Genomic DNA, 12,559 nt, shown 5'->3' with positions numbered 1-12,559 from the left:
AATTGTTCTCCGATTCTCCCATTTTTTTCATTATACATAAAAGTACCCTACAGAGCAGACCTTTTTTTAGTGTCTACTCTATAGGGTACAGTTTACTTTACTGGTTGACCTTTTTCTTGTAGCTGCGGTCACTTGGATGATTATTTACTGAATCGAGAGGAAAATACTGACATTGTGACGAAGTAGAAGGAATATCTTACAAAATAGGAAGGAGGAATTGATGTCTGATAACAAAGTGACTAATAACATCACAACGAGCTTAGAGGGGCGGGATCTTGTCATGGAGCGTATATTTGACGGGCCGCGGGAACATGTTTTTAAAGCATTTTCAAATTCTGAGCACTTGGCTGGATGGTGGGGACCGAGTGGATGGCAAACGGAAAATCGGGAGTTTAATTTTAAGCCTGACGGTGTATGGCATTATTGCATGCGGTGCACAGATGAAACCCAAGGTGAATTTTATGGCCAAGAATCTTGGGGTAAAGCTGTTTATCAAGAAATAATCGTACCGGAGAAGATTGTCTTCACGGACATGTTTGCAGATGAAGAAGGCAGCGCAGCCGACGGTATGCCAGTTACACTGGTAACGTTGACGTTTGTTGAACACGAGGGTAAGACGAAACTTATCATGCGTTCTCGATTCGCTTCAGTCGAGGGACTTCAGCAAGTAATGGAAATGGGTATAGTCCAAGGATGTGCCTCACAATTTTACCGCCTCGACTACCTTCTGGAAAAGCTTCAGCAGATTGGGTGATAAGAATTCTATTAAACAGGAACGCTTTTCTAATGATGCTGAGGGAAAGCATATGAAAAACTAACTACCTTACCGGATGGAGACGGAAAAAAGAATAGGGGGAAGTAATGAAAATCAATCACATAAATTTAACAGTTAATGATGTTACAGCTTCACGTGAGTTTTTAGAAACATATTTTGGATTGACATGTGCAGGAAGTAGAGTAGATGGGTTCGCCGCAATGAAAGATGATGATGGTTCCATATTGACACTAATGAAAGGAAGCAATGTACAATACCCCAAGACTTTTCATGTAGGATTCATACAAGAAAATGAAGAACAAGTTGATAGGATCAATCAGCGGTTGAAGGATGATGGATTCAAGGTAAAACCTCCACAACACTTACACAGATATACTTTCTACGTAGAAGCGCCTGGAGGATTTAACGTTGAAGTATTGTGTTAACAAGTTACTTGGAGATGAATCGTAAAACTAAAAGAAAACATACTTCAATAGTGTAGCATTCATTAGAGGAATGCTGCACAGTTACAGTTGATTCGTACCTGTAAGCAGTTCCATCGATCGTTAAATCTGCTGAGTACAATTCGACCAAACTTCAGCCAACTCCACACAATAGTGTAGGAGAATTTATAATGAAGTCAATTAAAACATGTCAGAATTGCGGAAAGCCGCTTTCTAAAGATGAATTAGGTGGAGGAACTCAAAAAGACAGTAGCAAAAGTAATAAATATTGTAGTCTTTGTTATTTAAATGGTGAATTTACTCAAAATATTACTACGATAGAAATGCAAAAATTTGTTCAAAATCATTTGATGGAAAATATGAAATTGTTTTTAAATTTATTGTTAGTTTTTTACTAAGGAATTCCAAAGTTAGAGCGATGGAAGTAGTCAAACTACTAGAAATCCAACATGCATTCTCCCGCCTAAAAAAGGAGAGATACTAGATTTTAAGAGGATCTTCTTTGTATTTTGAAACATTCATTATTTTATTAAACGATAATTATACAAATTTAATGGCAATACTTTATAGGATTGTAGTATTGCCCTTAGTTTTTCACATAAGATCGTCTCCAGAGGATAATCCATTCAGCCAATTCTTAATTACGGTATGGCTGGTTGTTAACCAATTAGAGCGAAATCAGAAGAGAACAATTATTCTTCTAAATTCCATTAAAGTGCCAGAGTGTTGAGGAAGAATTGTAATTAACAATATATTAGGAGGTAAATGATTTAAGGTTAATGGTGGTGAACTGTACCATATGTAAATGAGGTTTTTTGTATTGGGTACGATGTGCTCCGCCTCCACCAATAAATCTCACTACAGCTGATGTCGTAGTTTTTTTCCTTAAAAAACAAGGATTGTTTAGGATGAACCATGTACGTAGACTGCCAAAAAAGAAAGAATTAAATTGTAATAAATTATGTTACCACAAACAACACATGTGGAGTGCTGTTTACTTCTAGAAAGAAAAGATAAATAAAGATGTACAGTGTGTTAGGAGCCTTTCTTGAGTGGTCTTTGTAACAAGGTTTTATACAAATTTTTTATAATAAAAACGCACTCTGGTCTCCGATAGTTTTCGGAAGGGTGTGACCACGATGTAACCAGAGTGTGATCATTATTTCATTATGGATAAATGCCAAACTGAATAGAAAGTATACAAAATATGAGGTGTGACGGTATGTCCAAAAATAACTTTCGTAATGCAAGATCATTAAGTGGACCAGTGCTTCCAGTACACGTCTCAACCAACGATTAGAAGAATTCAACGAGAGGCAGCCACTCTCGCAAAACAACCTGCCTGGGTAACGCATGTATCGAATCCTTCTTTTCGCATTTCAAAACAGGGAAGATGTATCTTCACCAGATTAAGTCACAATCCGAGATGCATCAAGCCATTCAAGATTACATTTACTTTTATAAGTGCCAGCGATTTTTAGGATAAACTCAAGTAGCTTGCACCGATTGAGAATCGGCACACGCTGGCAGCATCGCTTTTTTTCTAATGTATACTTGACAGGGGATGATCAGGTCATCTATACGAAAACTAAGCATACAACTGAAAATAGCAAGACAGACGGTTCGGAAGCTACTTGCGGATGCAGAAATCCCCAATTACACTAGGCAATAGGAACGGGCCTGCCCGGTCATAGATCCATTTCGGGCATTTGGCATTTATCGAGAGGATCCTTGAAGAAGATAAGAGTGCGCCTGTCAAGCAGAGCCACACATCGGTTAGAATTCGTGAAAGATTGCAATATAAAAAAATGAATAATTGTACTCCTTCGTTAATATTAGCTTGATGGGGACGATACAATGATTCCAAGTATCATACTCATTATCTAACCATTACGCCCTAGAAATGCATTAATGTAAGAGACAAGTTGTTGTGCTCTTATCGTAGAAGTATGATGGCTTCTTATAAAATTATAACCGTTTGTTGCTATTCGATTACGTTCTGTTTCATTGTTTATATAGTAAATAAACTTCTCGTAAAAATTGTGTTCGTTAATATCTATGAAGTGCTCACCAGGACTAAAACCTAGTTCCGTTAAATCTGAGCATGTGTCTGCTAAAAGTAAAGTTCGACAACCTAATGTTTCAAAATATTTTAAAAGTGGATATTTGAGCGTGGAGCAACAACTAAAAAATATTTTTGATCGATTAATTAATCTGGCGTATTCTTCACCTTCTACCCATGAAACTTTGGATGAATCTTGGTCAGATGGATGAACAAAGTGGACGAAGCCAGGATGACCGTCCATTTTTTGTAATATTTTTTTGCGCAAAGAATAATAAGACTGTTTAACACGACCAATTAATAACGCATCCATATCTTTAACCAAATTATAATCTTTAAATATTTCTGTATTTACATGGTGTGGGAGCCAGCGTAGTTTATCCGCGAATTCAGGATAGAGTCTTAGAAAACTATTTTTATATAATGGGAATATCAAGCTTATTTTGTTTTGATGCAAGTATTCCCTCCTAATATCTACAGACGCATCTATATCGTGTGGCAAATAACCAATAGGAATATTTACTTTTTCCAGACCTTTCATACTCCAGTCATGATGAAAATTAAGGAACTCGTTTATTATAATAAAATCTGGCTTGAATGGACACATTTCTACTATCTCATCTAACTTTATGGCCGGATCATACTGTGTAGGAGTTAAGAGCACACAATTGGTTAGTTTTTTTAATTCATTCCATAGATAAAACGAATTCTTATAATAGGAGTGTGAGAAATCATAGTCTAAAACTAATATATTTAACATCAATATGCCTCCTTATAGGCTATTTTATTCAAAATAAAACAATAAGTTCTACGCATTTTCACTATCCTTCCACCAATTACAGCCTCAGAAAAAACCAATCCATTTCGGACTTTGGATGTTCCTGAACGAGTATATGTTTGGCTTTTTCGATCTGTAGCTCCACCTTTCATCATATAGCGGACTGCCAAATAAAACACCCCGTCTTTTTCAGGCAGGACTAATACCCATAACTTTATCACTTTTTTGTTTATGATTGATTATAATAAAGTAGATTATTTTTCTCTTATAAACACGCAAAACACCGTCGGAACGGCATTTAAAGTAATTGCTCACAATAATCAATCTTACTTCGATTAATTTCCAGTCCATGAAAACAAAAAAGACACATTCGCACATTTGTTTTAGAATGAAAGATCTATGGTTTTATAGATTGGAAGCTTCCTGTTTACTTTTCCAAATACCTTTGTTTTTGATCCTTAGCTCCCTTTGATAAATGCTCATAAAGTGGATGATAAGTGTATTTCTCAATAATGAAATAAACGAAAGATACAACCACATCGAGGATTGCTATATGTTTCATGTTCAATCTCTTCAGCATAGAAAGCCATTAGGGTGAGTAGGATACATGTCCAACTGCGAATTCATTGGGTTTCAAATGACTTAACTTAAAATAATGATTTTTAAGTTGGCAAGAGTGCCCTTCATAAAATTCATTTTTTGGATCATGAGATACACCTGGCATTCCTTGGAGGATATCTTTCAATAAATGAGTACCACTTTTTGGTACAGAGTTCATAAAAAGCAGGGTAGATCAGTTTTTTTCTGCCATTGATTTCAACTCCTTCAAAAAGATTAAAATGCACATATAAAGATAGACTGCTTTATATAAAGAAGATATAGGTTTTTGTCTATTCTATTCTTAAAGAAGTTGAATATGCTATATGGAGAGTAAGGAATTGAATATTAACAAACTTCTTAACTATGTGGTAATAACATTCTTATGAAAAATTCATAAAAAAGGATTGGATAAATAACTAGTAAGCATAAGTTGTACGGTTAAGAATTTGCACGCCCTTAAAAATAGGTTTATAGCCTTTTTATTTATGATCTAAACGTATTTAACGAAAAGGAGGTATTTAGGATGGATGGAAATCCAAAGGTATCGATTGTAATTCCCTTTTATAATTGCCCTTATGTCGATCAAGCTATTGAAAGTGCTTTAAACCAAAGTTACCAGAATATTCAGGTTATTGTTGTGGACGATGGGTCAACCAGGTACAGCGAGAAAATCAATCCTTATTTAAATAAGGTTCGTTATATTAAAAAAGGGAATGGCGGGACGGCAAGTGCATTAAATATGGGGATAAAAAATGCAACTGGAGAATATTTTACTTGGCTAAGCTCCGATGATCTGTATGATAGGTTTAAGGTAGAAAACCAGCTTACTTTTATGAAAGAGAGAAAAGCGGATTTCTGTTATGGGAATTATTTCTTAATCGATACTGATAACAAAATTATCAGTGAACCAGCAGGGATAAGTATGCCTACAAGGATCAAGTTCCTTGAAACAATGCGAAAAGGATGCATTATCAACGGATGTACCGTGATGTTAAAGATGAAAATATTTGAGGAAGTGGGGGTTTTTGATACCTCACTCCCTTATACACATGATTACGATTTATGGTTACGTATACTGCCAAACTATCATTTTTATTATTTTCAAGAACCGCTTGTCATGTATCGTGTTCATTCTGAAATGGGATCAAAAAAATATGAACAAGTCATTCCCCATGAGATTCTTATGGTTCAGAAAAAACATGATAAAAAGATAGAAGAATTGATTGAAAAGGAGTTATTAAAATGAAATTCACTTTCCCGATCCTCACATTATGTCGGGGTGGAGCCCAGCGCATGCTTGCTGAAATTATTAATGGTCTGGTACAAAGGGGACATGATGTCACAATTTTGATGCCTCCACAGGGAAAAGTCGATTATGAAGTTAATTGCAAATTAGTTCGTACCAAAACAGATTATACAGTAGAAGAAATAGATTATCCTAAAAGTGATGTAATCATTTCTAATTTTTATCTTTCTGTTCCCTCTGCACATGCAGCTAGCCAAAAAGGAAAAGGTATTCATGTTCGGCTTAGCTTATGTTATGAGCCAACCTTTCTTCCAAATAATGATGTTTCTTTTCCGGGTTATTATCTGACTAAGCATCTCATTGTGTTGTCACAAAATCAGCAGCAGCTTATTTACTTGAATCATGGAATTAAAGGCCATATAGTTCCTGTAGGAATCAGTTCCACATTTAAAAACCTACACATCCGTGTTCCGAATGATCCTTTACAAATATCAGCTATTGTTCGGAAACCAGAAGGTGGCTTTTCTTGGCATCGTGAGCAAGAATATCTGATTAGCCAATTAGAATTAGTGAAAACTGAACATCCCAATGTGATAATCAATTTAATCTCTCCTCCAGATGAATTTTATGATTCACCCATTCTTATAAGTCTAAAAAACACTAATAGATTCAGGTTTTTTACACCCGGTAATGATGAGGAATTAAACTATCACTTGAATCACACGGATATTTTCGTCAATTCTTCGATTTATGATTCTGCATCCATTCCCGGTTTAGAAGCAATGAAATGTGGTGCAGCATTGGTCACAACTTTTAATGGAGGAAATATAGATTATTGTCGCCACGAAGATAATGCACTCATATCCTATCGTTATGAAAACCGACTTGGTCAGGATATTCTTCGTTTGATTCAAGATGAGCCATTAAGAACCCGATTAGCAAAGTCGGGAGAAAAAGAAGCAGAAAAATGGACTTGGGAGAGAAGTGTAAACATTTTCGAGAAAGTAATTGAAGACATTACTATTAAAAACTGATAATTATAATGATGATAAAAGTGAATAAACGCTATTTGTCAACAACGATTTAATTTTGGTTCCCCCGTATACTGGTGCATCATTCAGGACGTAACTATTTTATCAATACAGGTGTTTCCACATGTTCGTTCAAGAGAATTATTTTGTGATCATTCTACCTGTTCACAGCGCATTTTTATACAAACTTTAGACTGGTGGTCTCCTTACGCTAGAAGTACCAGTCGCTTGGCATCATTTCTCAAACATCTTGCTTTTACTCTAAGTGTAGAAGCCGCTTATGGAATTCCTACAAGTGCAGATAGCCTTTCAGGAACACCTTTTAAAAACTATAAAATTAAAAAGGAAGGTATCAGTTTTTTTCTAATCAAAAGTGAGAAATAGATAAAGTCATCGGATATATGGTACGAGAAGATATTCTTCAATGTAGAATAACTATATTAAATATAGTTGAGAGCTCGTTGCAATATAACGATTAAAAAACTGAAATATACTTTTTTTCTTATTTTAAGTGAGGTTAAATTTAAAAAATGCAGTTCAGAGAGCTACGGTGAAGAGTAGTTAAGCATTTAACAGGTGATGTATTTCCATGTTTTTTAGCATCAGGCGCTTTATAAGAAGCCTAATTTCTCAATTTATGTGGTGAGAAATTGGGCTTTTTATATTGTTATTTTCCTTAACATTGTAACTTCGCATTTTCGTGACGCTAGCCCTAATAGTGACAAGTAATTATTATATATTTAGATATAGACCTCGCTAGAATATTTTAATTTTTTTATATATACACAAAGTGTGGTTTGTAAATATGTACGGAGTACAAAGTGTAGACAATAAAAGAGTTAAGACAAAACATCTCTGGTAAAAAACCCCATGTCTATTTATGCGTGAATAGGATTGTGTCAGCGGATTGTTACTAGTAAGGGTGTCTTCATGATTCGCATTGTGATCTCTCCTTTTTTCCCTGATGTCACCTCAATATCTTTCCCATTTTACTGGGGGAGACGTTAAGAAGGTAAATCGGACTTTGTTTTCGCAAACCAAATCCATTCATGATAAGATAAATAAATCAAATACTAGTAAGGCGGGGTGGAGTCAGTCAATTCTGGCTCCTCCCTGCCTTTTTTGCCCACCCGATATTATTTGGAGGTTTTATTTTGAATGTTATCGTAAATAAATTTAAAAAAATGGGTTACAAGCATGTTTTTTTGTACGCCGTCATAGCAATTTGTTTTGTCGCTTCTGTTTTCTTTGTTCAACACAATTATTCATTCTATGAACTTCCTATAGCCAAAGTCATTAAAACAAATCTGGAAAATACAACTGAATTGAATGATATGTATCAAAATGAAGATCGACTATTTACCCAGAGTATAATAGCAGAATTACAAAATGGAGAAGAAAAAGGAAAACTTATTCATTTAAAGAATGAATATTCCTCATCCGGAGCTTTTGATCAAGAATATCGAGTTGGAAATGATTTATTTGTTTCGATTGATATGAAGACAGAAGGAAATTCAGAGTTGACTGGAACCATAAAAGACGTAAAACGTGATAAATTTGTGTTGATCGTAGCGTGGGTTTTTATCTTGACATTACTTATCGTTGGAAAAAAGCAAGGCCTGTTTTCAATTATAAGTTTGGCAGTCAATGCCATATTATTGTCATATGCATTAGATTTTTATTTGAAGACATCAGACATTGGTTTGGTATTGATATGCAGTATAAGTATCATACTATTTACGGTCTTTTCCCTTTTACTCGTTAACGGTTTTAATGAAAAAACATATGCAGCGGTCATTGCGACACTGTTAGGGACTTTTTTATCGCTGTTCATTACTTATCTTGTAATGTGGTTAACGTCCGAAAATGGCCTTCGATATGAAGAGATGCAATTTATCACCCGTCCTTATAAAATGGTATTTTTGGCAGGGTTATTTATCGGATCTTTAGGAGCCGTAATGGATATAGCCATTACCATGTCTTCTTCGATTTTTGGCTTGTATGAAAAGAATAACCAGATATCAGTAAAAGCACTTAAAACTTCAGGATTAGAGATTGGAAAAGACATAATGGGAACCATGACAAACATTTTGTTCTTTGCCTATATAAGTGGCTCCATTCCTATGATTATTTTGTATTTGAAAAATGCTTCTGCATTGGGATTTACCCTTTCCATGAACCTTACATTGGAATTGGCCCGTGCCCTAGCTGGTGGTATAGGAATCGTGTTAACTATTCCAATCGGTCTATATGTCTCCATTTTTTTCATTAATCGAAAGAGGGAAAGATAATGAATGTATTAGTGTTGCTAGCATTTATACTATTAATATTGATGATCTTGATTGGCGGGAAAAAAGGGGCACGTTCCTTTTTTGCTTTGTTCCTAAACTTTGGTGTGTTACTTTTCACCATCATTTTTATGACAAATCCAAATAATGATCCGTATATCGTAACATTGATTGCATGTATGGTGATTAGTTATATTAATTTATTTTTTATTAACGAAGTGAATAGTACAACAAAAACAGCATTCATTTCTACTATTATCACGATTGTTATTGTACTCTTTTTTATTGTCATTGTGACGGAAAATGCGATGATACAAGGTTTCGGTGAAGAAGAAATAGAAGAGCTCAGCGTCTTTTCCCTTTATATTGGGGTAGATTTTGTTAAAATTGGAGCTTCAGTAATTATTATGAGTACTATTGGAGCGATTATCGATACAGCCATGGCTATTGCATCTCCCATGCGAGAAATGTATCATCACCGTCCATCCATTAGTAAGAAAGAATTATTCACATTTGGATTAAGTATTGGGAGGGATATCTTAGGAACATCTACGAATACACTCTTTTTTGCTTTCTTTGGAGGCTATTTGGCATTGCTTATATGGTTTAAAGATTTATCCTATTCTGTTGGAGAAATCGTAAACTCAAAAATATTCAGTGCTGAAATGATCACTATATTTTGTGCTGGAACAGGAGTAGCCCTGATAATTCCTATTACAGCTTTGATTACTGCTTATTTTTTGGTGAAAAAAAGAGAAAACAAAGAGAAAATTATATAGATTTCATGGCAAAAAGGCTGATAGCACTCATTTGTATTATGGGAATAAGTCTTTGGGTTGTTCCCTAAAAGCATTGTAATATCCATATGCTCTGCCAAATCCTCTTAACCGTTTCCTTTTTAAGGGAGGTTGATGGGGGAACAGGATACAATAATGCCTATATAAGCTTACTGCCATTTTAATTCCTTCATAACGTTCATGATGTATATATGGTTTGATAATAACGAAAAAGCTGACTGCAGAAGCCCGTTCAAAACGGCTACTGTAATCAGCTTTTCTTTTTTTACCCAAGTTCTGAAATCAAACATGTATGTTGAGTTGCTTACGGAGACGTTGCATTTCTGAATTGAAATAGGCTTTGCTGTAATCACATCCGACAATAGCTACGATATTGCCGTCATCATCAATGATTGGCGCAAAGCTTGTTTTCCACTCACCGTACCTGTCTTCGTAAATGGGGGTAACACCTGCTTTACCATTAAACGCCTGGTAAGCGACATTGACCATTTCCGGTGGACCCATATATTCTTCCCCCGGTTCAATTACAAAGCCTTTATCTGCAACGAGGTGAATCAGACGTCCATCCTCCGTCATGATAAATATAAAGACCCATTCAATTACGCCTTCCTTTTCTTGAATCATGGTAAGTTTTTGCTTTAATTTCTGGGAAAAGGAAGTTTGCCGGTTCATATTTTTTTGTAGACTGATAACCTCTTCAGCTGGAATGATAGCTGCGGTTACAACGGCAATGGATCGAAGCCGCTGGTTTATTTGTTCTTCTAAAATGGCCCGTTTATCCACTGGGGAAAAGCTTGCCTCTTCCATTTTATTTCGTAATTTTTTATATTTCCTGCTCATCGTCGGCTGGCTGACTTCCAATACCTTTGCCGCTAGTTTCAATGATTTATATTGTTCCATCGCCATATTGATGAGTTGTTCCTCCACAAGGTCAATTGCTTCCTGCAAAGGCATTAGGAAATCGATGACAGGTAGTGAAGTGGGTTTGGGTCCTTTAAAAGGAAGCACTTCTTTAACCAAAGCAACATCCACTTCCGGTATTCCGCTAGTAATTACAAGTCTCTCAACTGTATTTTCAAGTTCGCGTACGTTACCGGGCCATTGATAGATACAAAGCAAGTCGGATGCATCCGGGGTGAAAGCTATCTTTCGATTGTACAGTTTATTGTACTTTTGTAAAAAAAATTGAACCAGGTGGGGGATCTCATCTACACGATTCCTGAGCGGCGGAAGATGGATTGGCACGACATGAAGGCGATAATATAAGTCTTCTCGGAATTCACCTTTTTTCACCATTTTTTCGAGCGATTTATTTGTTGCGGCAATTACTTGAATATCAACAGGGTGTGAGGTCGTACTTCCAATTGGAGTGACAACGCGTTCCTGAAGGACACGAAGCAGCTTTACCTGAACGTTAAGCGGTAAATCGCCCACTTCATCCAAGAATAAGATACCTTTATGGGCCAGTGTGAATTTTCCCTTTGCGCCGTCTTTTCGTGCGCTGGTAAATGCCCCTTCTACATAGCCAAACAATTCGCTTTCAATCAAGTTTTCCGGGATGGCTCCGCAATTGACAGGTATAAATGGCCCGTCGCTTCTGTTACCCATATTATGAATGGCCCTGGCGGCTATTTCCTTTCCTACACCGGATTCCCCCAATAAAAGGACGGTTGCGCTGACATCACAAACCATTTGCATCTTATGCAGAACATCAAGCATCGGTTTACTGCGGATCACAAATGGAAAAGTTGGCTTCTTCGTTTCCAATAATGGTCCCGATTGCCCCCTTGATGTATCTGGATAGAAATCTTTAATTTCTTTGAAAGCCCAGACCCATGCACCGGATTCAATCGGGTATGCCGTCATCAGCAGCTCATGCCCTTGCCATGAGGTCTGCATGAAAGATCTTTTCTCATTTTTGCCCATTATCTCATCTGCCAAGCTTGTAGAAAATAAATCTTGTTCAACATCCTTGATGGAACCACCGACATTAGCGGATTTGACTGTATGGAATAAGGTATTCACTGTTCCGGTCAATTTCAGGATGGTGCCATTTTTATCTGTCACAATAAGCTGATCGTAAATAGATAAGAGTGCAGAGGTGAAGTGATCCATTTATGTCTACCTGCCTTTCATTTAACTTCCTAGTTTTATATTACAGAAATTTCACAATTGTTCAATAGTTTCAAAAATGAATATTCTTCCTTTTGAAAACCCTGTTAGCACGGTGTTTTCTGATTGGCATGGTTATTGCAATAAGTTAAGAGAAGGGACTAGAAAGCATGATTGCAAAGGAGGGAGAAGCGATTTTGAATAAAGAGAATCAGTTCCAACAGAATATCAATTCTGAAGATCCCTTTATTAAAAATCTATATTCAGATTTGAATGAGCGGATCAATGCGTATGAGCAGGAAGATACCGTGAAAATCGAAAAAATGAAATGGAGTGACGCGACAGGTTCTATTTTTTTCATGATTTTAATCATCGCCTACCTAATCTATTCATTTGTCTGAAATGTTGTTTAGGTCACCAAGAACAA

At 36.1% G+C, this 12,559-nt stretch carries 12 protein-coding genes; 9 read left to right on the top strand and 3 right to left on the bottom strand.

Annotated elements, in window-relative coordinates; all coding sequences use genetic code 11:
* The first annotated feature begins 220 nt into the window (after nucleotides 1–220).
* From ACIQYG_RS24030 to ACIQYG_RS24015, 4 genes are all read left to right on the top strand, one after another.
* A complete protein-coding gene (locus tag ACIQYG_RS24030; protein WP_402843313.1) occupies nucleotides 221–754 on the top strand; it encodes an SRPBCC family protein in 534 nt (177 codons plus the stop codon).
* Nucleotides 755–861: 107 nt separating this feature from the next.
* Nucleotides 862–1,200: a VOC family protein gene (locus ACIQYG_RS24025; RefSeq protein ID WP_402843310.1), complete on the top strand. Its 339-nt coding sequence runs from the start codon at nucleotides 862–864 to the stop codon at nucleotides 1,198–1,200.
* Nucleotides 1,201–1,388: 188 nt separating this feature from the next.
* A complete protein-coding gene (locus ACIQYG_RS24020; protein ID WP_402843307.1) occupies nucleotides 1,389–1,616 on the top strand; it encodes a zinc ribbon domain-containing protein in 228 nt (75 codons plus the stop codon).
* 944 nt (nucleotides 1,617–2,560) lie between these two features.
* Complete coding sequence (locus ACIQYG_RS24015) at nucleotides 2,561–2,704, top strand: IS3 family transposase (protein WP_402843325.1); 144 nt, start codon at nucleotides 2,561–2,563, stop codon at nucleotides 2,702–2,704.
* A gap of 397 nt (nucleotides 2,705–3,101) precedes the next feature.
* On the opposite strand, the gene ACIQYG_RS24010 is transcribed toward ACIQYG_RS24015, so the two are convergent.
* Together ACIQYG_RS24010 and ACIQYG_RS24005 are read right to left on the bottom strand one after the other, a co-directional pair.
* Nucleotides 3,102–4,040: a glycosyltransferase family protein gene (locus tag ACIQYG_RS24010; RefSeq protein WP_402843304.1), complete on the bottom strand. Its 939-nt coding sequence runs from the start codon at nucleotides 4,038–4,040 to the stop codon at nucleotides 3,102–3,104.
* A gap of 445 nt (nucleotides 4,041–4,485) precedes the next feature.
* Nucleotides 4,486–4,620 carry a hypothetical protein gene (locus ACIQYG_RS24005; RefSeq protein ID WP_402843301.1) on the bottom strand — a complete coding sequence of 45 codons (135 nt, stop codon included), beginning with the start codon at nucleotides 4,618–4,620 and terminating at the stop codon, nucleotides 4,486–4,488.
* A gap of 561 nt (nucleotides 4,621–5,181) precedes the next feature.
* Between ACIQYG_RS24005 and ACIQYG_RS24000 the strand changes: the two genes are divergently transcribed.
* From ACIQYG_RS24000 to ACIQYG_RS23985, 4 genes are all read left to right on the top strand, one after another.
* The gene (locus ACIQYG_RS24000) at nucleotides 5,182–5,904 is read left to right on the top strand and encodes a glycosyltransferase (RefSeq protein ID WP_402843298.1); all 723 of its coding nucleotides are present in this window, start codon (nucleotides 5,182–5,184) and stop codon (nucleotides 5,902–5,904) included.
* Complete coding sequence (locus tag ACIQYG_RS23995) at nucleotides 5,901–6,938, top strand: glycosyltransferase family 4 protein (protein WP_402843295.1); 1,038 nt, start codon at nucleotides 5,901–5,903, stop codon at nucleotides 6,936–6,938. The genes ACIQYG_RS24000 and ACIQYG_RS23995 overlap by 4 nt, the downstream gene beginning before the upstream one ends.
* A 1,151-nt stretch (nucleotides 6,939–8,089) precedes the next feature.
* A complete protein-coding gene (locus tag ACIQYG_RS23990; RefSeq protein ID WP_402843292.1) occupies nucleotides 8,090–9,226 on the top strand; it encodes a YibE/F family protein in 1,137 nt (378 codons plus the stop codon).
* The gene (locus ACIQYG_RS23985; RefSeq protein WP_402843289.1) at nucleotides 9,226–10,002 is read left to right on the top strand and encodes a YibE/F family protein; all 777 of its coding nucleotides are present in this window, start codon (nucleotides 9,226–9,228) and stop codon (nucleotides 10,000–10,002) included. The genes ACIQYG_RS23990 and ACIQYG_RS23985 overlap by 1 nt, the downstream gene beginning before the upstream one ends.
* A 300-nt stretch (nucleotides 10,003–10,302) precedes the next feature.
* Here the strand turns inward: ACIQYG_RS23985 and ACIQYG_RS23980 are convergent, their stop codons facing one another.
* The gene (locus tag ACIQYG_RS23980) at nucleotides 10,303–12,135 is read right to left on the bottom strand and encodes a sigma 54-interacting transcriptional regulator (protein ID WP_402843287.1); all 1,833 of its coding nucleotides are present in this window, start codon (nucleotides 12,133–12,135) and stop codon (nucleotides 10,303–10,305) included.
* A gap of 167 nt (nucleotides 12,136–12,302) precedes the next feature.
* Between ACIQYG_RS23980 and ACIQYG_RS23975 the strand changes: the two genes are divergently transcribed.
* Entirely contained in the window at nucleotides 12,303–12,533 is a 231-nt protein-coding gene (locus ACIQYG_RS23975) for a hypothetical protein (protein WP_402843284.1), read from the top strand.
* Nucleotides 12,534–12,559: the final 26 nt, after the last annotated feature.

Source organism: Peribacillus sp. NPDC096622 (assembly GCF_044762665.1).
GTDB classification, from domain to species: Bacteria; Bacillota; Bacilli; order Bacillales; family DSM-1321; genus Peribacillus; species Peribacillus frigoritolerans_B.
The sequence above is the reverse complement of the archived record's forward strand: the minus strand, read 5'-3'. Positions and strand labels throughout refer to the sequence as shown.

What these genes read in the sequence shown, in the direction of transcription:
- ACIQYG_RS24030 (WP_402843313.1), top strand. Translation starts at nt 221, where the DNA reads ATGTCTGATAACAAAGTGACTAATAACATCACAACGAGCTTAGAGGGG.
- ACIQYG_RS24010 (WP_402843304.1), bottom strand. Translation starts at nt 4,040, where the DNA reads ATGTTAAATATATTAGTTTTAGACTATGATTTCTCACACTCCTATTAT.
- ACIQYG_RS24000 (WP_402843298.1), top strand. Translation starts at nt 5,182, where the DNA reads ATGGATGGAAATCCAAAGGTATCGATTGTAATTCCCTTTTATAATTGC.
- ACIQYG_RS24020 (WP_402843307.1), top strand. Translation starts at nt 1,389, where the DNA reads ATGAAGTCAATTAAAACATGTCAGAATTGCGGAAAGCCGCTTTCTAAA.
- ACIQYG_RS23980 (WP_402843287.1), bottom strand. Translation starts at nt 12,135, where the DNA reads ATGGATCACTTCACCTCTGCACTCTTATCTATTTACGATCAGCTTATT.
- ACIQYG_RS23985 (WP_402843289.1), top strand. Translation starts at nt 9,226, where the DNA reads ATGAATGTATTAGTGTTGCTAGCATTTATACTATTAATATTGATGATC.
- ACIQYG_RS23995 (WP_402843295.1), top strand. Translation starts at nt 5,901, where the DNA reads ATGAAATTCACTTTCCCGATCCTCACATTATGTCGGGGTGGAGCCCAG.
- ACIQYG_RS23975 (WP_402843284.1), top strand. Translation starts at nt 12,303, where the DNA reads ATGATTGCAAAGGAGGGAGAAGCGATTTTGAATAAAGAGAATCAGTTC.
- ACIQYG_RS24025 (WP_402843310.1), top strand. Translation starts at nt 862, where the DNA reads ATGAAAATCAATCACATAAATTTAACAGTTAATGATGTTACAGCTTCA.
- ACIQYG_RS24005 (WP_402843301.1), bottom strand. Translation starts at nt 4,620, where the DNA reads ATGAAACATATAGCAATCCTCGATGTGGTTGTATCTTTCGTTTATTTC.